This window comes from Eupransor demetentiae (assembly GCF_963930865.1).
Lineage (GTDB): Bacteria > Bacillota > Bacilli > Lactobacillales > Lactobacillaceae > Eupransor > Eupransor demetentiae.
The window spans coordinates 321,384-341,562 of sequence record NZ_CAWVOH010000001.1; the positions used below are offsets into that span (position 1 = coordinate 321,384).

24 protein-coding genes, 1 tRNA gene, 1 pseudogene and 1 other annotated feature are annotated in these 20,179 nt (G+C 45.6%); of the genes and pseudogenes, 20 read left to right on the plus strand and 6 right to left on the minus strand.

Annotation, left to right across the window (positions count from 1 at the left end; all coding sequences use genetic code 11):
• Positions 1-46 precede the first annotated feature (46 nt).
• Both ABSY64_RS01585 and ABSY64_RS01590 read right to left on the minus strand, forming a co-directional pair.
• Complete coding sequence (locus ABSY64_RS01585; protein ID WP_349641310.1) at positions 47-286, minus strand: hypothetical protein; 240 nt, start codon at positions 284-286, stop codon at positions 47-49.
• Positions 286-720: an HIT family protein gene (locus tag ABSY64_RS01590; RefSeq protein WP_349641311.1), complete on the minus strand. Its 435-nt coding sequence runs from the start codon at positions 718-720 to the stop codon at positions 286-288. The genes ABSY64_RS01585 and ABSY64_RS01590 overlap by 1 nt, the downstream gene beginning before the upstream one ends.
• A gap of 68 nt (positions 721-788) precedes the next feature.
• Here ABSY64_RS01590 and ABSY64_RS01595 point away from each other — a divergent pair, with 68 nt between their 5' ends.
• Genes ABSY64_RS01595 through trmB form a run of 3 tightly spaced genes read left to right on the plus strand, consistent with a single transcriptional unit; the run spans position 789 to position 3,476 of the window.
• Positions 789-1,526 (plus strand): ABC transporter ATP-binding protein, encoded by a 738-nt coding sequence (locus tag ABSY64_RS01595; protein WP_349641312.1) that lies wholly within the window; start codon positions 789-791, stop codon positions 1,524-1,526.
• The gene (locus ABSY64_RS01600; protein WP_349641313.1) at positions 1,523-2,803 is read left to right on the plus strand and encodes an ABC transporter permease; all 1,281 of its coding nucleotides are present in this window, start codon (positions 1,523-1,525) and stop codon (positions 2,801-2,803) included. Before ABSY64_RS01595 ends, ABSY64_RS01600 begins: the two co-directional genes overlap by 4 nt.
• Before the next feature lie 13 nt (positions 2,804-2,816).
• Positions 2,817-3,476, plus strand: coding sequence for a tRNA (guanosine(46)-N7)-methyltransferase TrmB (trmB, locus tag ABSY64_RS01605; protein ID WP_349641314.1), 660 nt, complete (start codon positions 2,817-2,819; stop codon positions 3,474-3,476).
• A 37-nt stretch (positions 3,477-3,513) separates the two neighbouring features.
• On the opposite strand, the gene ABSY64_RS01610 is transcribed toward trmB, so the two are convergent.
• From ABSY64_RS01610 to ABSY64_RS01625, 4 genes are all read right to left on the minus strand, one after another.
• Entirely contained in the window at positions 3,514-4,026 is a 513-nt protein-coding gene (locus tag ABSY64_RS01610) for a hypothetical protein (protein WP_349641315.1), read from the minus strand.
• Between the two features lie 23 nt (positions 4,027-4,049).
• Entirely contained in the window at positions 4,050-4,325 is a 276-nt protein-coding gene (locus ABSY64_RS01615) for a hypothetical protein (protein WP_349641316.1), read from the minus strand.
• 9 nt (positions 4,326-4,334) lie between these two features.
• Entirely contained in the window at positions 4,335-4,586 is a 252-nt protein-coding gene (locus ABSY64_RS01620) for a hypothetical protein (protein ID WP_349641317.1), read from the minus strand.
• Positions 4,587-4,724: 138 nt separating this feature from the next.
• Positions 4,725-4,798, minus strand: a tRNA-Arg gene (locus tag ABSY64_RS01625).
• 137 nt (positions 4,799-4,935) lie between these two features.
• On the opposite strand from ABSY64_RS01625, the gene pnuC reads away from it, so the two are divergent.
• From pnuC to ABSY64_RS01710, 17 genes and pseudogenes are all read left to right on the plus strand, one after another.
• On the plus strand, positions 4,936-5,700 hold the full coding sequence (gene pnuC / locus ABSY64_RS01630; protein ID WP_349641318.1) for a nicotinamide riboside transporter PnuC: 765 nt from the start codon (positions 4,936-4,938) through the stop codon (positions 5,698-5,700).
• Positions 5,701-5,858: 158 nt separating this feature from the next.
• Entirely contained in the window at positions 5,859-6,437 is a 579-nt protein-coding gene (locus ABSY64_RS01635; RefSeq protein WP_349641319.1) for a TetR/AcrR family transcriptional regulator, read from the plus strand.
• 38 nt (positions 6,438-6,475) lie between these two features.
• Positions 6,476-6,558 (plus strand) — a sequence feature (ribosomal protein L21 leader region).
• Positions 6,559-6,569: 11 nt separating this feature from the next.
• The gene (rplU, locus tag ABSY64_RS01640) at positions 6,570-6,869 is read left to right on the plus strand and encodes a 50S ribosomal protein L21 (RefSeq protein WP_349641320.1); all 300 of its coding nucleotides are present in this window, start codon (positions 6,570-6,572) and stop codon (positions 6,867-6,869) included.
• A 28-nt stretch (positions 6,870-6,897) separates the two neighbouring features.
• Positions 6,898-7,212, plus strand: a complete 315-nt coding sequence (gene rpmA, locus ABSY64_RS01645) for a 50S ribosomal protein L27 (RefSeq protein WP_349641321.1) — start codon at positions 6,898-6,900, stop codon at positions 7,210-7,212.
• Positions 7,213-7,354: 142 nt separating this feature from the next.
• Positions 7,355-9,184, plus strand: coding sequence for a bifunctional metallophosphatase/5'-nucleotidase (locus ABSY64_RS01650; RefSeq protein ID WP_349641322.1), 1,830 nt, complete (start codon positions 7,355-7,357; stop codon positions 9,182-9,184).
• A gap of 89 nt (positions 9,185-9,273) precedes the next feature.
• On the plus strand, positions 9,274-10,365 hold the full coding sequence (locus ABSY64_RS01655) for an aminopeptidase P family protein (RefSeq protein ID WP_349641323.1): 1,092 nt from the start codon (positions 9,274-9,276) through the stop codon (positions 10,363-10,365).
• Positions 10,366-10,414: 49 nt separating this feature from the next.
• Entirely contained in the window at positions 10,415-11,752 is a 1,338-nt protein-coding gene (locus tag ABSY64_RS01660; RefSeq protein ID WP_349641324.1) for a bifunctional metallophosphatase/5'-nucleotidase, read from the plus strand.
• Positions 11,753-11,767: 15 nt separating this feature from the next.
• A complete protein-coding gene (locus ABSY64_RS01665; protein ID WP_349641325.1) occupies positions 11,768-12,340 on the plus strand; it encodes a YutD family protein in 573 nt (190 codons plus the stop codon).
• Between the two features lie 111 nt (positions 12,341-12,451).
• The gene (locus ABSY64_RS01670; protein ID WP_349641326.1) at positions 12,452-13,018 is read left to right on the plus strand and encodes a biotin transporter BioY; all 567 of its coding nucleotides are present in this window, start codon (positions 12,452-12,454) and stop codon (positions 13,016-13,018) included.
• 9 nt (positions 13,019-13,027) lie between these two features.
• Entirely contained in the window at positions 13,028-14,023 is a 996-nt protein-coding gene (locus tag ABSY64_RS01675) for a biotin--[acetyl-CoA-carboxylase] ligase (protein WP_349641327.1), read from the plus strand.
• Positions 14,024-14,074: 51 nt separating this feature from the next.
• Positions 14,075-14,668 (plus strand): non-canonical purine NTP pyrophosphatase, encoded by a 594-nt coding sequence (locus ABSY64_RS01680; RefSeq protein WP_349641328.1) that lies wholly within the window; start codon positions 14,075-14,077, stop codon positions 14,666-14,668.
• Positions 14,669-14,720: 52 nt separating this feature from the next.
• Positions 14,721-15,737 (plus strand): tRNA dihydrouridine synthase, encoded by a 1,017-nt coding sequence (locus tag ABSY64_RS01685; RefSeq protein WP_349641329.1) that lies wholly within the window; start codon positions 14,721-14,723, stop codon positions 15,735-15,737.
• 17 nt (positions 15,738-15,754) lie between these two features.
• Entirely contained in the window at positions 15,755-17,236 is a 1,482-nt protein-coding gene (gene murE, locus ABSY64_RS01690) for a UDP-N-acetylmuramyl-tripeptide synthetase (protein WP_349641330.1), read from the plus strand.
• 77 nt (positions 17,237-17,313) lie between these two features.
• Positions 17,314-17,682 (plus strand): toxin-antitoxin system HicB family antitoxin, encoded by a 369-nt coding sequence (locus ABSY64_RS01695; protein ID WP_349641331.1) that lies wholly within the window; start codon positions 17,314-17,316, stop codon positions 17,680-17,682.
• Positions 17,679-18,539, plus strand: a pseudogene (locus ABSY64_RS01700) (SPFH domain-containing protein). The gene ABSY64_RS01695 and the pseudogene ABSY64_RS01700 overlap by 4 nt, the downstream one beginning before the upstream one ends.
• 13 nt (positions 18,540-18,552) lie before the next feature.
• The gene (gene coaBC, locus ABSY64_RS01705) at positions 18,553-19,767 is read left to right on the plus strand and encodes a bifunctional phosphopantothenoylcysteine decarboxylase/phosphopantothenate--cysteine ligase CoaBC (protein ID WP_349641332.1); all 1,215 of its coding nucleotides are present in this window, start codon (positions 18,553-18,555) and stop codon (positions 19,765-19,767) included.
• A gap of 52 nt (positions 19,768-19,819) precedes the next feature.
• Positions 19,820-20,086 carry a hypothetical protein gene (locus ABSY64_RS01710; RefSeq protein WP_349641333.1) on the plus strand — a complete coding sequence of 89 codons (267 nt, stop codon included), beginning with the start codon at positions 19,820-19,822 and terminating at the stop codon, positions 20,084-20,086.
• Positions 20,087-20,179: the final 93 nt, after the last annotated feature.

Genomic DNA, 20,179 nt, shown 5'->3' on the forward strand with positions numbered 1-20,179 from the left:
CCTTCTAAATTAATAGTAATATAAAGTACAGTTTACCATATTTGGCTTAATGGTGGTATTTTGCTAATTCAGCCTGCATGTCTTTTTGGGCTTCTTGAATGCGGTCCAAATGGGGCTTGTTCTTGAAGTTCATCTTGTTGACTTCAGTTTGAACGTCTTGGACAAGTTCTTGACTGGAAGCTACTTGTGCCTGCAAAAGCTTAACTTGCGCGGAGAGCTTCTTAGCGTTTTGGCTGAAGTCCTTAACGTCAGAAAAGAGGCCCTTGATGTTATCGATAAATTTCATTACATCTTCTCCATTTCTTTGGCGATTTGGTTCGCAATGTTCTGATAGCGTTCTGCTGAAAAATCAGCTGAGTGATCGATGGTAGGAGCCAGCTGGGCATTCAAGTTATCATCGTCATATCGTGGAATCAGATGCCAGTGTGAATGCAAAACCGTTTGACCGGCAGAAACACCGTTGTTGGACTGAATGTTAATGCCGGTAATCTTGTCGTCGCTAGCCTTAATGGCGCGCGCCAAAATTGGCAACTTCAAAAGAACCTTGCGTGCAATATCATCAGTGTAATCAAAAATATTATCAACGTGTTGCTTAGGAACGAGAAGGGTATGTCCAGGTGTAACCTGGGAAATATCCAAGAAGGCTAACACATCGTCGTCTTCATAAACTTTGTAGCAGGGAATTTCACCCTTAATAATCTGGTCAAAGATATCAGCCATCATTTTCTCCTTTAAATGTAGAACTATTTTTATTATAGCAAAAGTATCTTGATGTTATAATGTTCTTTATGGGACTTATCATTAACAATTTATCCGGTGGCTACGCTGGTAACAACGTACTTCGAAACATTTCTTTTGAAGTTCCAGCAGGCAAAATTGTTGCCTTAATTGGCTTAAATGGGGCTGGAAAGTCAACGACCATTAAACATATCATTGGCGAACGTTTGCCCTACACCGGTTCAATTACCTTGGATGGCGTGGATATCACCAAAGATCCGACTGATTTTAAAAACCAGCTGGCCTACATACCCGAACAACCCATTCTTTACGATGAATTGACCTTGGAAGAACATCTCCACTTAATGCTGGCGAGTCATCACTTGGATAACGCGGCGCACTGGAAGCGAGCCATGGAACTGTTAGGTTTCTTCCACTTGGAAGATAAATTGCACTGGTTACCAGTTAACCTTTCCAAGGGCATGCGTCAAAAAATTATGATTGTGGCCGCCTTCATGTTGGACCGCGACTTAATTATTATCGACGAGCCTTTTATTGGTTTAGATTCACCATCGCAACGTGACTTAATCCATTTGATTAAGGAACAAAAAGAGGCGGGACGCTCCGTACTCGTGACGACGCACTTGCTTTCAGCGGCCAAGCACTTCGTTGACGATTTCGTCGTCTTACAGGATGGTAAAATCGAATTTATCGGCAGTCCCGTTGAAATGGCTGAAAGCCACGGTTTGACGATGGATACCTTGGATAACTTCTTTGACATTGCAAGAGGGGACCGAGACGACTTATGAATTTTCGAAAAATATACTGGCAGCGTTTGAGGCAAGCGCAGGCCGTTAACGTTAAATATTTACGTTTCCTTTTCAACGATAATTTTGTTATGTTTTTAATTATTTTCTTCGGCTTGGTATTGATTGCCTTTCGAATTCTGCTTTCGCATCCTAACTCGAGTCCCTTTTGGCAAACGGGTTGGTGGCAGTATGGTAGCTTTGTTTGGCTCATAATCGGCCTGCAGTTTGGTGACTTGGTGACTTTAATCAAGCCGGCTGATCGTCTTTTTTTCCTTGGAAATGATCGGGATATGGTACGCCATTATTTACCGGAAGCTTTGCGTTTTTCCTACGTTCTCGCGGTCGTTTGGCAATTAGGCTTTGTGCTGGCGATTTCACCAATCCTGGTGCGAATTGGAATTGATAATCCGATTATTGTTTCGGCCATGATTGCCTTTCTATGTTCTTATAAGCTCGTTTTGTTAATGCAGGTTCGCGAAAAACTCTTTTTGCGCCCTCGCAGCGACTTCACCGTCGTTATTTTTGAACGTGGCACTTTACCAGAAGCCATGCTTTATCACTTCCTTTATCCGGCCGTTGGTTTGGGTTTGGTCATGTTCATGCCGACTACCATTAGCGTGATTTTCACGGCCTGCTGGTTAGCACTGTTAGGTCTCATCTGGCTATGGCACCATCGTACTTCCCGATTGAAGTGGGATTCCTACGCGATGAACTGGGAAGCAACCATTCAGCATGCCAATCGACATAATCGGCGTTTGGAACGCTTTTATGCCTTGTTTGCCGAAACGCCAAGGCAAGAGCGATTGGTTCGTAGGCGCGCCTACCTTGATCCACTTTTGCACTGGTTTGTCGACGGTCGACCTGTTAATTACCGTCTTTTCATTACGCGCTTTTTCCGTTCCGATACCATCTTGCCAATTGTTTTTCGACTATGCCTACTCGCTGATTTGATACTCATCAATCTTTCAAAGAGTTCAATCATCATATCGGCTACAGTTGCTGCCGTTGTGGTCTTTCTGGTTGATTTTCAGATTTTGCCACTTTTTGCGGATACTCGGCAGAATCTCTGGACACGGATTTTACCAATCGGTATTAACCGCCAGCGCAGTGATTTCACGCAGATTATGTTGAACATTAATTTGACCGTGACTTTGGTGATGCTCTTGGCCAATATTTTTATGCCGGTTCACCTAATTGCAACGGCGATTGGTGGTCTTCTCATGATTGCCTTTATGCGTCTCTTCTATATTCCCCGTTATCTTAATAAAATTCAGTAAAGCGAGAAAGTAAATGCACTTACGATCAAAACCATGGGCCAAGCCTTGGCTTGAAGCCCACCAAGATCTTGTTATTCCTCAGGATGCTGCCACCGAATTACGTGGTAGTTGGCAGGGCCAGTTTGCCAAGCAACAACCGATTCACGTTGAAATTGGATCCGGCAAAGGGCAGTTTATTATGAACATGGCCTTGGCCCATCCCGACATCAACTACATTGGAATGGAAATCCAGGAGACGGCTGTAGCAATTGCGGCCCGGAAAAGTTTTGACAGCGTGGGTATCTTACCCAATCTTCGTTATATTTATGGAAACGGGAATGGTGTTGAAACCTATTTTGAAAAGGGTGAAATTGATAAGATTTACCTGAATTTCTCTGATCCCTGGCCTAAGACCCGTCACGAAGCACGCCGCCTAACTTATAAGAGCTTTTTGAAGTCTTATGAAGCGGTCTTGCCGGAACATGGGGAAGTGGAATTTAAGACTGATAACCGTCATCTCTTTGAATATTCCTTAGTTTCCTTTATGAAGTACGGCATGCGCTGGGAAGCCGACGATTACAGCATGGACTTGCATGCTGATCCTGATAAGGTTGAAGGCAATATTAAGACGGAATACGAAGAAAAGTTCCTTGCCAAGGGACAGCCAATCTATAAGATCACAGCACACTTCTAAAACAAAAAGCTCGAAGCATTATGCTTCGAGCTTTTTATTATTGTTGATTAGCGAGATGGTAGAGCCTTGATTCCGCCTTAAGTTGGCGGTTAAGTTGATCAATAATCTTTTCGCGACTCGCTGAGGAGTGGTTTAAAGGACTCGTACTCTTAATGATGACGACTTGGAAATCCTTATCAAGCAGGGAGGCAATGCTACTGTCAATGCGGTAATTACCCTTATTAGCATTTTCTGCAAGACTAACAATTCCCTGATTGCCGTAGAGTGCTTCCTTTAACTTGGCTTGATCATGGACTCCAAGTTGCTTGGCGTTGCTCTGCCAAATTTGATCGGCATCAGATTTGATAGCCGCAAGCTTTTGCTTTGGAGAATGATTAAAGCCTTCAAAATCAGTTAACATGGCGTCGACTTGTTTGCGACTTTTGGTCACGTGATGATACTCATTTTGTGACAGGCTGACACCGGCAAAACGCGGGCGTTGATTTAAAAAGAGGAGGGCCACAACAAGGGACACAATGATTAGAATTGAAGCAAGAAAGGCTTTTTTCATAGCATTCTCCTTTTCAGAACAGATTACTGGTCATCGTGGTGATCTTGATTGACTTCAGTAAATTCACCTTCCAAAATGTCATCTTCAGGATCGCTAGCTTGGCTGCGAGCATTGAAGTAGTTTAAAAGGCGGTAGAGCAACCAGATGATTAAACCGATGATTACGATATATTTGAAGGCCCCAATAAATAGGATAAAGAATAGGATAAAGAAGCCCAATCCCAAGCCGACATAGCGACCACGGCCGGTTAATGCTTGGCCCAAAATCAACAAGAGGGCAATGATAATTAGAAAAGTCATAAGACCTCCTTACGATTCAATAAAACTTCGGTTATTGCGGAAACCAGGGATGGCAAGCTTAGCGGCCAATTGGTCAGGGAAGCGTTGTACGTGCACGTTAACAACATCAGAATTTGCGAAAAGTTCAATGCGTTGAACTAAGTAGTGGGGGCTGTGAACATCCGAGCCCATTGAGATGACATCACCGGCGTGTGGTGCTTGCGGTAGTTTAACGTCCGTTTCGACCCGTGCCGATGAAATAATAAAGTTGTATTGTGCCATGGTTCCTCCAGCTGTTTAAAGGTTTTGATGCCTCTATTTTAACACGATTTGGGTGCCATCGTTTCGTACCCAAGAACTGCATCTAAGTTTTGGAAAGGGAACAAAAAAAGCCAACCATTTATGGTTGGCGAAAATTAGTGCGCTGAGGGGGAGTCGAACCCTCGACCTGCCGGGTAGAAACCGGCTGCTCTATCCAGCTGAGCTACCAGCGCGTCTTGAAAACACTCTCTAGATTAGCAGAAGATTGACCAAAGGTCTATCTCGAATTAAAACGATAAGTCAAGCGTGATTAATGAACATTTGTTCGTTATACTAGAATGCGTTACAAAAAGAAGGGAAAGTATTATAAATGATCGAAGATACACAAAATCCATATTCATGGCCAGCCATTCGCCACAACATTCGTCAGGTATTCACTTGGCAATATTATAAGGAAGGTTTTTCTGGTTGGGACACGCACACCTACGTTTGGTGGTTGATTGGTCTAGTCATTATTGTTGCGACTGGATTAATGCATGGCATCAATTCTTTGACGATGATGTCCATGCTTGGGGGCGCCATTGGTTTCACTTGTACTTTAGCCATTACGAGTAATAAGAAGATTAATGGTTTACTTGGTTTTGTTTCAGCCATCTTTATTTCAATTGTGGCCTTAAATGCGAAGAACTATGCCGAAATCGTGATGCAGATGACCTATCTGATTACCCTGGATTTGAACTTCATGCTCTTTGGGGATGCTTGGCAAAACCGCAAGATTCGGGCCATGGACAAGCGTGGTTGGTTCTTGATGGGCATCGCCTTTGTCATTGCTTTTACAGCGATGTACATCATGGATAACATGATTTTCATTTCCCCACGTCATATTTTGGACCCATTAACAGCAACGATTGGCATTACTGGAGCCGTTTTGACCGTTGCTAAGTACAAGTCCCAGTACTGGATGTGGACCTTGAGCGGCTTGATTTCAGTTTTCCTTTGGGGTAAAACTGCTTTGGCAGGGGACACTAACTGGGTCTTGTTTGCCACTTATATTCTTTATCTAGGTAACGATGTGATTGGACTATTTTTCTCCCCATGGGCTCGTGAAGTAAAAAAGCAAAAGCAAAATTTCTGAGACTTTCACTCGAAAAAAATCTTCAAATAACTGTCCGTTATGTTACAAAATCCGTCATTTATGCCAGATAGTGACCATTTATGCTATATTTGTTTACTAATAACGCTGTTTTGTTATACTTGTCAATACGTGAGAGCGAGACATAACAGGGGGATGTTATGACGAGAAATGAAAATGATGCTCGGGTCGTACGAACCAAGCAGATGTTACGTAAAGCGGGGATGGAGCTAATTACTCAAAAGAGTGATTTCTCGATTGCCAACTTATTAGAGAAAGTTCAAATTACTCGTGGTACCTTTTACCGGCACTATCACAACAAGGCTGACTTAATTCGCGATATTAATCAGACCTTGATCCACGAAATTCTCGATTGCAGCCCGGAACAGTTTAATGTTGCGGCTGTAATCGGTGTGATTTCGGAACAGGCAGTCTTCTACAACGTCGTCTTAAATGAAGCTGTCGACCAAGATTTTACCAAGGAATTAATGCAGGAGCTGCGCGGCCGTTTGAACAAGGAGCTCAGCCAGTTAACGGATAGTCAGTTGAAGCGTCATCTTGCTTACCAGTGGGAAGTGATTATGGCCGGCTTCTGGGCCGGGATGGCTAAGTGGCTAAGTGATGGCATGGACATGAGCCAGGACGAGTTATTATCCGAATTCTCTGAAATTTGGCGTGTTAACATGTCGGCTAGTGGTCAGACAGGGTTGAATCTCTTTGATTTCACGGCACCAGCTTGAATAAATCCCAAATAACTGATAAAATACAAGAGTTGTTAGCGTAGCTACAACCACTCAGAACAGGTAAAAGAGTGTTGGACACAGTGTTCGGCCGCCTGGGATGGTGAGTCTAAGTATAAGGAGAAACCAGTAATGGCATACGCAATTATTGTAACCGGTGGCAAGCAATACAAGGTCACTGAAGGCGACGTAATCTTCGTTGAGAAGTTGGACGCAGCCGAAGGCGCAAAGGTAACTTTTGACAAGGTTGTTTTGACTGATTCAAAGATCGGAACCCCTTTCGTTGAAGGTGCTAAGGTAGAAGGAACTGTTGAAAAGCAGGGAAAGCAAAAGAAGGTTGTTACTTTTAAGTACCGTCCTAAGAAGCATTCTCACACTAAGCAGGGACATCGCCAGCCATATACACGCGTGAAGATTGATTCCATCGCGTAATCATTACTTGTAAAGGAGAAATAGACTTATGTTGATGAATCAAGATAACTTGCAAATGTTCGCGCACCACAAGGGTGGTGGTTCTTCTGCCAACGGTCGTGACTCAGCCGGTCGTCGTTTGGGAACTAAGGTTGCTGATGGTCAGTCATTGACTGCCGGATCAATCATTTACCGCCAACGTGGAACGCACATCTACCCAGGTGTTAACGTTAAGAAGGGTAACGATGATACTCTTTTTGCTATCACTGATGGTGTTGTAAAGTTCGAACGTAAGGGCCGTGACAAGCGTCAGGTTTCCGTTTATACACGTGAAGAATACAAGAAGATGGCTGCAAACGCCTAATTCTTTAGAAACAGCTTCGGCTGTTTTTTTTTGCGCATTGTTCGATTTTAACGAATTATTAGTAAAAATCTAATTTTAATGTTTGTCTTTTGCTCGAATAATCATGCTATACTATTAAGCAACTGAGGAAAGGAAAAGAATAATGGGAAAGATTAAATCGCTGCGCTTACTCTTAGCGACGGCAGCCCTTGGTCTTGTTGGTCTTACCGGCTCTGCATTTGCGGACGAAGGAACCACAAGCCAACCAACGGTTGCAGTCGTTAACGGGGAGGATCAATACGGAAAGCCAAGTGAGGAACCTGACTTTAAGCAGGTTCCAGTGGCTTACCAGAATGATATTCCGGTTCAAATCCTAGGGATTAACGATTTGCACGGTGGTTTATCAACTCAGGATGCTGTGACGGTGGGGACTAAGACTTACCAGAACGCTGGTACAGTTGCTCGTTTGGCAACTTACTTGGATCAAGCTCAGGATCAGTTTAAGCAAACGACTGGTTCGGATAACACGATTCGAGTAGAGGCTGGCGATGCTGTTGGTGCTTCACCAGCGAACTCATCACTTTTGGCACATGAATCAACGATGCATGCCCTACAGGCGATGGGCTTTGATGTGGCAACTTTGGGAAATCATGAATTTGATCGTGGTTTGCCAGAGTTTAACCGTATCTTGACTGGTGGCAAGCCGGATGATTCAGCTGATGACTTGGTCAAGAATTATCCGCACGAAAACAGTGACTTGGACATGGTTGTGGCCAACGTTGTGCGTGCTGATAACGGTGAAATTCCTTACGGATACAAGCCTTACACAATCCGCACGGTTAGCCAAAATGGTCGCGAAACGAAGATTGGTTTCATCGGTTTGGAAACTTCAACTCTGCCAACCTTGACGGTTTATAACAACTACAAGGATTACAAGGTTTTGGATGAAGCTGAAACGATTGCCAAGTATGACAAGATCTTGCGTGATCAGGGTGTTAACGCCATCGTTGTAGTTGCCCACACCGGGGTTAAGACTGATCCAGCCACAACCACGACGGGTCCAACGGTTGATATCTTGCAAAAGCTCTATCAAATCGATCCTGACAACAAGGTTGGCCTTTACGTCGCTGCTCATTCTCACCAATACGCTAATGCATTGGTCGGACATACTCGTGTTGTTCAAGCCGTTTATACCGGTAAGGCATACGATGATACTTGGGCTTACGTAAACCCTGACACTGGCGAATTCGACCAAGTCGATAGCCATGTTTATCCAACCTTGTCAGAACAAGACGATCCCGAAACCAAGCCAAGTGCTAAGTTGCAGGCCATCGTTGATGATGCGGATAAGCGCATCGCACCAAAGGCCAATGCCATTATTGGTTATGCGGCCAACAAGGAAACCATCACCGGCCGTTTGCACAATACCTCAACAATGGAAAACCAAGTTGGGGAACTAGTTGCGGACGGACAGTTGTACGAAACCAAGAAGCAGGGCATTGACGTCGACTTCGCCATGACCAACACTGGTAGCCTCCGTTCTGATTTGGAAGTTAACCCAACTGATGGTTCCATCACTTGGGCAGCAGCTTCAGCTGTACAGCCATTTGGGAACGTCTTGAAGGTCGTAAACATGACTGGAAAGCAAATTCGCGCAGCTTTGAACGAACAGTATTTGCATGACCAAAAGTATCCATTGCAAATTGCTGGTTTGAAGTATACTTACACCAAGCAAGACAATGCTGACCAACCTTACGTTGTAAAGGATATTACCGCTGACAACGGCCAAGCTGTTGAAGACGATAAGACTTATCACGTCGTGGCCAACGAATTCTTGCAGGGTGGAGGTGACTACTTCGATGCCTTTAAGGGAACCGAAGTTGTTGCTTCTGCTGGTGCTGATACGGATGCCTTCGTGAACTATCTTAAGGACTTGTCTGCGGATGGTAAGAAGGTCGAAGTACCTGCGCAAGATCGTAAAGTGCTCGTATAAGAATCAAGAAAATTCAGCTTCGGCTGGATTTTTTTTCGTACATAATAGTGTGTTACAATTGGTCTAAATAGGAAGGCTTAAGGTGTTTTATGGCATATTATGAAAAAAGAATTAAAAGATTGCAGGCCTTGTTGGCTAAGTTAGACTTGGACGGCCTCTTGGTCGCGGATGGCTATAACATGCGCTATTTGACTGGTTTCACTGGTGGAACTGGCGATGGCTTGGTCATTGTAACCAAGGATGGGGCGGCCTTAATTACCGATGACCGTTACCGTGGCATCTATCAAAACAACTTGCCGGATGGGGTCGCTTTTGAAGTAACCCGCGATTACTTTGGTCAGGCTGTGCAAAGCTTGATTAAGGCCGGTGTTCACAAACTTGGCTTTGAGGCTAGCATGGCCTATCGTGACTTTGAGTTATTGGATGAAATTTTACCAGCTGATATTGACTTTGATGCAGTTCCTGACGCGATTGAAACTTTGCGTGAAGTCAAGGATGAAGTCGAAATGGACGCTTTGCGCCGTGCAGCACATGCCTCAGTACAAGCCTTTAATGATCTGTTGAACTTTATTAAGGTTGGTCAAACGGAATTAGAAGTTGCCAACGAACTGGACCGTTTGCAAAAGAAGTATGGTGCTGAAAAGCCATCTTTTGACACCATTGTTGCCTCTGGTTACCGCTCCGCCTTGCCACACGGCGCTGCGACGGATAAAGTGATTGAAAAGGGTGACTTGGTCACCATTGACTTTGGTTACTACGTGGACGGTTACACTTCCGACGTTACGCGTACAATTGCCATGGGTGATATCGATCCAAAGCTTGAGGAGATTTATCAAATTGTTTTGCAGGCTAATAAGGATGCCATTGCCATGGTAAAGCCTGGTGTTTCAACTGATGAAATCGATCGTGTTGCTCGTGATTACATCAGTGAGCATGGCTATGGTGAGTACTACAACCATGCTACGGGACACGGAGCAGGTCTTTACATTCATGAAGGGCCGGTACTCCGGACAAACGATGGCGAAGAAGTTTTGGCAGGTAACTTGCTAACGATCGAACCTGGAATTTACTTGCCTGACCTCGGTGGTGTCCGTATTGAAGATGACGTTCTGGTCACACCAGAAGGGCATGAGAACCTGACGGCTGGCATCGATAAGAACTTGATTAAGATTGAAGCCTAAATAAAATCCGACTCCGGTCGGACTTTTTGTTTTTGAAGAGGGGGTTACCGTGGAAAAAATCACATTTTTGCATACAAATGACATTCATTCGCATTTGGAAGTCTGGCCCCGCATTCTGCGCTTTTTCCAAGAGGAACGCCGTCAGGATGAACACTTATTTGCTTTTGACATTGGGGATGCCATCGACCGCCACCACCCCTTGACAGATGTGACGCGCGGGCGCGCCAATATTGAAATTATGGACGAAGCCCACTATGATGGTGCGACGATTGGTAATAATGAGGGCTTGGTTTTACCCCATGCTGATTTGAACCGTTTGTATGATCATGCTAATTTCCCGATTTTACTGGCTAATTTGTTAGAATTACCCGCAGAAAAAGTGCCTGACTGGGCGCAACCTTATCAGATCTATACCAGTGAAGGGGGCCATAAAATCGCCGTGATTGGTTTAACGGCCCCTTACCACATTACTTATGAAGCCGTCGGTTGGAAGCCGCTTGAAATTGATGCGGTTCTTGATCAGTATTTACCGCTTTTACATGAAAGGGCCGATGTGGTGGTCCTTTTGTCCCACCTTGGTTTACCAACGGATAAGCGTTTAGCTGAAAAATATGATCTCGACTTGATTATTGGGGCTCATACGCACCATGTTTTACCGGATGGGGAACTGACTAATGGCACTATGTTGGCAGCTGCTGGCCGTTATGGTGATCATGTGGGTAAGGTGGAATTAAGCTTGAACGATGCTGGGAAAGTCGAAAAGGCTTGGGCTCACGCCTATCCAACGAAGCAAATGGCGGTTGAACCTGGTGATAACGAACGGATTGAAGGTTGGCTAAAAGAAGGTCAGCGCCGACTGGCGCAGGAACATATCGCTAATTTGGCAGTTGATCGCACGGTTGAAGATCAAGCCCAAGACGCCTTGCAGGCTTTGACCGACTATTGCGATGTTCCGGCAGCAATGGTTTCTACGGGAATGTTTTTGACACCTTTGTCAGCTGGACCACTTAACGCCGCGGATTTAATTGCTGACATGCCTCACGCGGTTAACCCCATGTTGGTGACCTTGTCGGGCAGGGAGTTGAAGGAGCTTGTGCATGAGGTGCAAGACAGCGCTAAGGAGCTTTTGAATTTGTCCCTAAAGGGATCTGGTTTTCGTGGGAAGGAATTTGGCCGAATTGTCTTTCGGGGAATTGACCAAACGGCGGATGGCCAGATTTTGTATAATGGAGAAGCAGTTCAAGATGATCAGGACTACCGCCTGGCAACCTTGGACCACTATCGCTGGATTAAGTACTTCCCGGTGCTAGATGACGCAAAAGCCGAATTTCACTTAGGCACTTTGTTGCGGGAGTTGATGGCTGATTATTACCGTAAAAAAGATTAGATTTTAAGGATTACTATGGATCACGAATCGTTAAAAGAACGGACAATTGCACAGCAAGAAGAACGCCAGAAGGACTATTTGGTTGGTTACTTGGGCGATAAGGTCTCGATTGACAATCTGGACCTTGTTTTGAAGACCAATTTTAAAGAGGCCTTTGATCCTGCCAAACTGGCGATTCGTTATACGCCTTTGCTGTCTTATTATGACTATATTGTTGGTGACATCTCCGCCGACCAATTACGTCTAAAGGGCTTTTACAAAGATGATCGCCAGGCGGTTGCGACGGATAGTAAGATTTTTACCTTTGAGGATTATCTCTATGAATACGTGAACTTCGGGGCTCCTTACTTCATTTTGGAGAATCTGACGCCGCGTGAACGGCCGGTTCATAAGAACCGTCACCATCGCCGCCGGCGTCCCGCAAGCAATCATCCGGGCAAAGACAAGGAGCAGACCGCCAGCAAGGCGCACGAACAGCATAAGCCTGCCAGTCCTGCTAATAAAAATCGTCATCGCCGATCGAATCATAAGAAGACGACGAATAATAACAGTAATCGTCACCAATTCACCATTAAGGAAAAGTCGTAAAAGCACGCCGAGCGGTGTGCTTTTTATTTTTATTGTTTTAAGTAACCTTTTATATTGAATTTGGTTTACTAATAATTTATAGTAAAAGGGTAAAGAAACAATGGAGAAGAAATGATGAAAAATACGAAGTTACAAGATTTGACGGTTTCTGCCGTTTTCCTGGCCCTTTTGATTGTCTTGGCGGTCATTCCTGGAATTCCTTTGGGCCCAATACCAGTGCCGATTGTGGTTCAGAACTTAGGTATTATGTTGGTTGCCATTTTGTTGGGGGCTAAAAGGGGAACGCTGGTAATCGCGACTTTGCTCGTGATGGTTTTGCTGGGCTTGCCCGTTCTTGCCGGCGGTCGTGGTGGTTTTGCCGTCTTAATCGGTCCATCGGCTGGTTATCTACTGGGTTATCTTTTAATGCCAGCGGGCTACGTCCTCTTACAAAATTTCTTGCGACCTTTGCTGGGACATTGGTCTTTCTTGCTGAACTTTTTTTCAATTTGGCTGGCCAACATGATTTTGTGTTATGGTTTTGGGGTGCTTTGGTTACATCTGACGGTCAAGACACCATTTATGACTGCCCTTTGGACAAACTTAGTGATGTTTACCCCCGGAGACTTGGTCAAGGCCTTTGTCGCCGTTGTCCTTGCTGCAGCAATTTCACGCCTATCTTGGTGGCAAAAAAATTAAGGAGTCAATATGACGCAAACGACAAAGGATGCCGTTTTAACTGAATTTTTGAATAATCCTGGGCGCTATATTTCTGGTGACTTTATTGCTGGTGAGCTGGGTTTGAGTCGGGAAAGCATTTGGAAGGCCATTCAGCAGTTGCGCCGTGAAGGCCACGAGATTGTTAGTAAGAAAAAGAGTGGCTATTGCTATTTGAGAACAGCGAAGCTTAACGCAGCGGTTATCGAAAAATATTTGCCCGAGCAGGATGTCTGTCGGACAATTGTTTTTGATCAGATTGATTCAACCCAGATCTACGCTAAGGATTACATTAGCCAGCACAAAATTGAAGAACCGCTTGCGGTCGTCACAGCCAGTCAAACGGCGGGTTATGGGCGTCGTGGCCGGCACTTCTATTCCCCGGAAGGCAATGGTCTGTATATTTCTCTGATTTTACCGGTTCAGGAAAGTCGGATTGAGGCGGGTTTGTTGACCACGAGTGCGGCTGCCGCAATCGTTGGTGTTTTGGAGAGCTTTTTCCCAGATAAAGAATTTCAGTTGAAATGGGTTAATGATTTCTTGCTTAAACAGCATAAAATTGGAGGCATCATCACCGAAGCCGTGATGGATTTGGAAAGTCAGACCTACTCGGCACTGATACTTGGTTTTGCTTTGAATATTCAGCCTAGCAACTTTCCGGAGGAAATTAGCCAAAAGGCGGGGACAATCCTTGATGAACGCGATGAAAGTTTGGACTATAACTTGCTGACCGCCTACTTACTAGATGCTTTAATCGAGATGTACGAGCACTACCAAGATGGTCGCTACATGGCCTTTTACCGTCAGCACTCGGCCTTGATTGGACAGCAAGTAACCGTTCAAATTGGAACCGAGCTTGTCGAAGGAACTGTCACAGGCATCGACGACCAGGGGGCCTTGCTCTTGAAAACGACTGCTGGGGATGATCGAACCGTTTATTCTGGTGAAGTGACGAAAGTGAAATTAATGTCGAATTTGAACCTTTAAAGCAGATTTTTATCTGCTTTTTTTCGTATAATAAGCAAACGAGGTAAGATTATGCGTTTAATATTAGCATCCAATAATCGTCACAAAACCGAAGAATTGGCTAAGTTGGCTCAACACCTAGGCTTTGACATTGTCAATTATCAAGATGTTTTGGGTGAGTGCTTGGACTTTCCGGCCGAGAGTCGTGATTCTCAGGACCAAAATGCGCTGACCAAGGCCCGTTTTATTCACCAGTATTTGCCTGAAGAAGCGGTGATTGCTGATGATAGTGGCTTGTACTTGGCGGCTTTCCCTGACCGTTTTGGGGTGACGACCAGTCGTGATTTAAAGGCGGCAGGGGCTAAGGGGCAACCCGCAGAAAATGAATACTTGCTCTCGATTCTAAAGGGCAAGGAGCGTGCAGCCTATTTGTTGACGAGTTTGGCCTATCTAGGTCCTGACGGACAAGAAGGCCTATTCCACGGCCGTGGTGGGGTCCGAATCAGCGAAAATATTCGTGGTGGTGATTTTCTAGGTGGCATGGATGACATTGTCGAAGCGGAAAATGGTAAAACTTTGTCTGAAATGTCGCCAGATGAAGTGGTTGCCTATCATCAGCGCTCGCGGGCACTGAGCGAGCTCAAGGACTTTTTGAGTAAAGACTGATTTAGTGCTAAAATACTCTGGTTACATTTCGTGTTTGTAAAGGAGAACGGATATGGTTCAAGCGCAAAGTCAATATTGGCGTGATGTTTTGGCAAAGGTTGCCAATAATTCGTCCCAAAAGCGACCTTTCTTTTCGATGGCGCCGATGGAAGCCGTTACTGATACGGTTTTTCGCCGGGTTGTCGCTAAGGCGGGTGGACCCGATGTTTACTACACGGAATTCACGAATGCAGCTTCCATGGTTCATCCGAAGGCCAAATTTTCCGTCCAAGGTCGGCTGGCGGTTGCACCTGGCGAACAGCAGCCAATTGCCCAGCTTTGGGGTTCCAAGCCTGAAGAACTTGAAGGGGCTGCTAAATTACTGCCTGACATGGGTTATCAAGCCGTTGATTTAAATATGGGTTGTCCTGATGGCACCGTCGTGAAGAATTCGGCTGGATCGGATTTGATTCGCCATCCAGACACAGCTGTTGCTTTAATTCGGGCAACTAAGAAGGCTGGCTTGCCCGTTTCCGTTAAAACCCGACTGGGTTTTTATAAACCAGAAGAATTCCGTGACTGGCTACCTATTATTTTTAAAGAACAGGTCGAGGTCTTAACCATTCACTTGCGTTCTCGTAAGGAAATGTCAAAGGTTCCAGCCCACTACGAATACATTGACGAAATCATTGCCATGCGCGATGAGCTAGCACCGAATACGCTTTTGCAGCTGAATGGCGACATCAAGAATTTTGAGCATGGCATGGAACTCTACCATGAACATCCGGGAGTTGACGGCATTATGATTGGTCGCGGCGTTCTGGAAGACCCCTACGCCTTTAACCAAACGGAAAGTACGCACAGCTTGCAGGATTCAATCCAACTATTGAAGCTGCAGTTGGATCTTTTTGACGAGGTTAATACCGCCAAACTACCAAAGCACTTCGAAGCCTTGAAGCGTTATTTCAAGATTTATTTGCGTGGCTTTCCACATGCAGCCCAGTTGCGACAGGCGCTGATGGATACGCATTCGACGGCGGAAGTTCGCGAGCTGCTTGCTCAACATGCTGAAGCCCTTGAACTGGCATAATTTGCTATAATAAAAGTATGAAACTAACAGTTGCAAAAATTAATCAATTACTTGAAGAAGCAGGACTCCTCGTTGCTCAACCAGACTTGGAACCTTCTGCTTCTTTTGACTTTCTACACTACGACACGCGCCAGGTTAAAGCCAACACGCTTTTCGTGATTAAGGGTGCTTTTAAGCCGGAATACTTGAAGAATGCACCAGGCATCGCCGCTCTTGTCACTGCTGAAAAAATGCCGGTCGACTTGCCCCAATGGTTGGTTAAAAACAGTCAGAAGGCCTTAGCGGTTTTGTCGATGGCCTTTTTCGATTACCCACAAAAGCAACTTTGGATTGGGGCCATTACTGGAACCAAGGGGAAGACGACGGCGGCCTACTTTGCCTATCAAATTTTAAAGTCTGCCACGGACAACCACACGGCGCTCTTTTCAACGGCGGATCGGATTACTGGTCCCAAGCCTGAAGACCGCCATAAGTCTGATTTGACCACGCCGGAATCCTACGAACTTTACAAAGACATGCGCAAGGCTGTTGATAACGGAATGACCCATTTGATGATGGAAGTTTCTTCCCAGGCTTACTTGCTTAACCGTGTTTATGGCTTGCATTTCCAGGTGGGGGCCTTCCTGAACATTTCACCTGATCACATTGGGCCCAACGAACACCCAACCTTTGAAGATTACCTGGCTCATAAGTTGATGCTCTTTGATAATTCGGAAAAAGTGGTGGTCAACGCTGAAAGTGACCACCTTACTGAAATCATGGCGCATGCCCGCGCGCACCACGACAAGGTTTATACCTATGGTAAGGGTGGAGACTTTACCTACGAATCTGAAGAATCCGCCGTTCACGAAAGTCGCTTCCGCGTTAATGACTGTGAATTGCCTGAAATGGTCGGGGATTACCGTTTGAACGTACCCGGTGATTTTAATGAGTCCAACGCCATGGCCGCCTTGATTATGACGGCTTTGGCCGGTGCTAAACACGCCGACATGGTCAAGGGCCTCGATCAGGTTGTGATTCCTGGTCGCATGCTCTCAATGCCAATTAAGCAGCACGGAGTGGCCTTTGTCGACTATGCCCACAACTACGCTTCTCTTAAAGCGCTGCTCACTTTTGCTCAGGGACAGTATCCGCAGGGCCGGGTCATCGTTGTTCTTGGTGCTCCTGGGAATAAGGGGGTTTCTCGCCGCGCTGACTTTGGTAAAGTTCTAGGTCAGTTGGCGGATGAAGTTTTCCTAACCTCGGATGATCCTCAATTTGAAGATCCGGCTGTCATCGCCAAGGAAATTGAAGCTCATATCCAAAACGATAAATTGCCTGTCCACTACGTGCAGGATCGGATTGAGGCCATTCATGAGGCGGTCAAAGCCGCAGGCCCCGAAGACATCGTGGTGGTTGCCGGAAAGGGTGAAGATCCCTACCAGAAGATTGACGGTCAGGACGTGCCTTATATTGGCGATTATGCCGTTGTGAAAGCTGTTAAAAAGCAATTCGATTAATTCGATTGCTTTTTTATTTTCTGAAAAATGATATTAACTTGATATCAAAATGACTCATAGTGTGCTATTATAAGTGCATGCAAGAAAATAATCAGTCACAAGAGAATAAGTCAGGGCACATCGCTTTACGCGTTAGTAGTGAATTGCACGCTGCTTTAGTGCAGCGTGCCAAGGATGAGGGCCGCTCGCTCAACAATTACCTTAATCATTTGTTAGGGGAAAGTATTGCTGAGAGCGGCTCCTTTGAAACGCGGCATTTTCTGGGGCGTGTGGTTTCGGGTCGTTATTTTGACTCGGGGAGCCATCTGGTTGAGCTTGCTGGAATTTTCTACCGCTATCAGTTAAAAGATGGCGACACAATTGACCCAGCTGGGCAATACGTGGTGATTGAAGTTGATGGAAACGTTTTGACCGTTTGTCCCTTACAGGAGGAGAAGAAAGCATGATAGTAGTTGGTGTGATTGCATTTGTAATCATTGTTTTGATTTTGTTAGGGGTTCGCATTATCCCGCAAAATAACGTTGGTTTGGTAGAAACTTTGGGAAAGTATAGTTCAACGCGTAACGCCGGTTTGAACTTCTGCTTGCCATTGGTTCAACACATTCGCCGTGTCTCTTTGGCCATGCGGCCATTGCGTTTACCTTCTTATTCGGTTATTACTGCCGATAACGCCGATATCAAGGCCACAGTGACCTTGAACTACCACGTGACGGATGCTGTTAAGTACTCCTATGAAAACACGGATTCAGTTGAATCCATGTCACAGTTGGTGCGTGGTCACTTGCGTGACATCATTGGTCGTATGGAATTGAACGAAGCTTTGGGTTCAACGACCAAGATCAACAAGGATTTGGCCCTTGCCATCGGTGATTTGACCAACACCTACGGGATCAATGTTGACCGAATTAACATTGATGAATTAAAGCCTTCACAAGCCATTCAGGAAGCCATGGATAAGCAGTTGACGGCTGACCGTGAACGTGTTGCCGTGATTGCCAAGGCGGAAGGTGAGGCTCGTTCAATCGAGTTGACGACCAAGGCAAACAACGATGCTTTGATTGCCACGGCGACGGCCCAGGCCACTGCCACCCAAACACGTGCGGATGCCGAACGTTACCGTATTGATAAGGTGCAGGCTGGTTTGGCTGAAGTTGACGACAAGTACTTCCAAAACTAATCAATTGATGCCTTTACTTCTTTGGCCAACTCCGACACCAATTTGGTGATTGTCGACGGTGATAAGATTAGCAACTTGGGCCAGCTTCCAGTTGCCGGTAAATTGCTTGAAAAGGGAATCAAGTGATATAATCACACCCATGAATAACTTTTATAAAAATAAAAAAGTTCTAGTCGCTGTCTCAGGTGGAATCGCCGCCTATAAGGCAGCGATTTTAGTACGGTCATTGATAAGAGCCGGTGCTCAGGTTCGAGTTGCTATGACGCATGCGGCTCAGGATTTTATCACGGTTAAAACGATGGCGGTTTTGTCTCAACATGAAGTTTTAACGGATGCAATCTTGGCGCAAGAGGGTCCTGAGGTCAGTCACATTGATTGGGCCCAGTGGCCGGATATTATTATGGTCGTGCCGGCCACAGCTAATTTGATGGCTAAGCTGGCTAATGGAATTGCTGATGAAGTGGTTTCAACAACTATTCTCGCAAGTCCAGCAGATATGGTCATTGCACCGGCCATGAATGATGCCATGTGGTTGAATCCTGCCACACAGCGCAATGTTGAGCGTTTGCAAGAAGATGGCCATCTGCTAATCGAACCAGCAACCGGTTTTTTAGCAGAAGGCTACCAAGCTAAAGGACGTTTGCCGGAGCCAGAAGAGATTTTGGAACAAGCGGCACAACGCTTGCAGGCTCGACAGCCCAGTCCTTGGCAAAAGAAAAAGGTCTTAATTACGGCGGGTGGAACTCGAGAAGCACTTGATCCAGTTCGCTACTTAACCAACCGTTCTTCCGGTAAAATGGGCTATGCCTTGGCACAGCAGGCCCTAGATCAGGGCGCTGAAGTTAGATTAATTACGGCCGTCGACCGCCCAGCACCATACGGTGTCGAAGTCATTTCTGTGGCTTCAACCCAAGAAATGTATGCCGCGGTCATGGCCAATTTGGACTGGGCCGATGTTTTCTTTGCTTCGGCGGCCGTTTCGGATTTTCGTCCAGCCGAAAATGCGAAACACAAGATTAAGAAAAAGGGGGATGCGCCCCTTGAACTAAAGCTGGTTCAAAACCCTGATATTTTAGCAACAGCCGGGGAGAAGCAAAGCGCCAATCAATTAATTATTGGTTTTGCCGCTGAAACGCAAAATTTGTTGGCAAATGCCCAGGCCAAACTAGAAAAGAAGCACCTGGCCATGGTTGTTGCCAACGATGTTAGCCAGGCCGACATTGGTTTTAATAGTAACGAAAACGCCGTGACGCTGATCAAAGCGGATGGTTCTAGGCAGGTTCTTGCCAAAGCAGATAAGTCGGAAATTGCCCAGCAGATTTTGGAAGCCGTAGCGGCTTTATTTCCGTCCTAGACCGGTTTTGTGTTAAAATAAAGCGTTAATTAAAGTATATGGAGGCCCTGTAATGAGTAAAGGTTCTGAAGAAAAGGCTTCAAAATATAACGTAGGGGATATTCTACTAGCTCCCCCTTATGGCAACTTGGATAAGCCCTTCACTGGCAAGGTGGAGAAGGTTTACGAGAACGCCCTTTTGGTTGAAATTACCGAGAATGATCCTGCTGATCAAGCAGCGGTCAATGAAATGAATCACCGCGGCGTTGTGCGCATGGACGACGTTGAGGTCATTCAGGCGGCACCTAAGCCAGAAAAGCCTGAAGAAACAGAAGAATAAGGAAGTCTTGAACGGTTAATGATCAGCAAGTTCACGTTGTTGGAAGGTGAGCCTTTAGCCCAAGATGGCGCGTATTCAATCTGCTATTTGAAT

Coding starts and splice junctions, on each gene's coding strand:
- ABSY64_RS01585 (WP_349641310.1), bottom strand. CDS start 286: ATGAAATTTATCGATAACATCAAGGGCCTCTTTTCTGACGTTAAGGAC.
- ABSY64_RS01590 (WP_349641311.1), bottom strand. CDS start 720: ATGGCTGATATCTTTGACCAGATTATTAAGGGTGAAATTCCCTGCTAC.
- ABSY64_RS01595 (WP_349641312.1), top strand. CDS start 789: ATGGGACTTATCATTAACAATTTATCCGGTGGCTACGCTGGTAACAAC.
- ABSY64_RS01600 (WP_349641313.1), top strand. CDS start 1,523: ATGAATTTTCGAAAAATATACTGGCAGCGTTTGAGGCAAGCGCAGGCC.
- trmB (WP_349641314.1), top strand. CDS start 2,817: ATGCACTTACGATCAAAACCATGGGCCAAGCCTTGGCTTGAAGCCCAC.
- ABSY64_RS01610 (WP_349641315.1), bottom strand. CDS start 4,026: ATGAAAAAAGCCTTTCTTGCTTCAATTCTAATCATTGTGTCCCTTGTT.
- ABSY64_RS01615 (WP_349641316.1), bottom strand. CDS start 4,325: ATGACTTTTCTAATTATCATTGCCCTCTTGTTGATTTTGGGCCAAGCA.
- ABSY64_RS01620 (WP_349641317.1), bottom strand. CDS start 4,586: ATGGCACAATACAACTTTATTATTTCATCGGCACGGGTCGAAACGGAC.
- pnuC (WP_349641318.1), top strand. CDS start 4,936: ATGATCGAAGATACACAAAATCCATATTCATGGCCAGCCATTCGCCAC.
- ABSY64_RS01635 (WP_349641319.1), top strand. CDS start 5,859: ATGACGAGAAATGAAAATGATGCTCGGGTCGTACGAACCAAGCAGATG.
- rplU (WP_349641320.1), top strand. CDS start 6,570: ATGGCATACGCAATTATTGTAACCGGTGGCAAGCAATACAAGGTCACT.
- rpmA (WP_349641321.1), top strand. CDS start 6,898: ATGTTGATGAATCAAGATAACTTGCAAATGTTCGCGCACCACAAGGGT.
- ABSY64_RS01650 (WP_349641322.1), top strand. CDS start 7,355: ATGGGAAAGATTAAATCGCTGCGCTTACTCTTAGCGACGGCAGCCCTT.
- ABSY64_RS01655 (WP_349641323.1), top strand. CDS start 9,274: ATGGCATATTATGAAAAAAGAATTAAAAGATTGCAGGCCTTGTTGGCT.
- ABSY64_RS01665 (WP_349641325.1), top strand. CDS start 11,768: ATGGATCACGAATCGTTAAAAGAACGGACAATTGCACAGCAAGAAGAA.
- ABSY64_RS01670 (WP_349641326.1), top strand. CDS start 12,452: ATGATGAAAAATACGAAGTTACAAGATTTGACGGTTTCTGCCGTTTTC.
- ABSY64_RS01675 (WP_349641327.1), top strand. CDS start 13,028: ATGACGCAAACGACAAAGGATGCCGTTTTAACTGAATTTTTGAATAAT.
- ABSY64_RS01680 (WP_349641328.1), top strand. CDS start 14,075: ATGCGTTTAATATTAGCATCCAATAATCGTCACAAAACCGAAGAATTG.
- ABSY64_RS01685 (WP_349641329.1), top strand. CDS start 14,721: ATGGTTCAAGCGCAAAGTCAATATTGGCGTGATGTTTTGGCAAAGGTT.
- murE (WP_349641330.1), top strand. CDS start 15,755: ATGAAACTAACAGTTGCAAAAATTAATCAATTACTTGAAGAAGCAGGA.
- ABSY64_RS01695 (WP_349641331.1), top strand. CDS start 17,314: ATGCAAGAAAATAATCAGTCACAAGAGAATAAGTCAGGGCACATCGCT.
- coaBC (WP_349641332.1), top strand. CDS start 18,553: ATGAATAACTTTTATAAAAATAAAAAAGTTCTAGTCGCTGTCTCAGGT.
- ABSY64_RS01710 (WP_349641333.1), top strand. CDS start 19,820: ATGAGTAAAGGTTCTGAAGAAAAGGCTTCAAAATATAACGTAGGGGAT.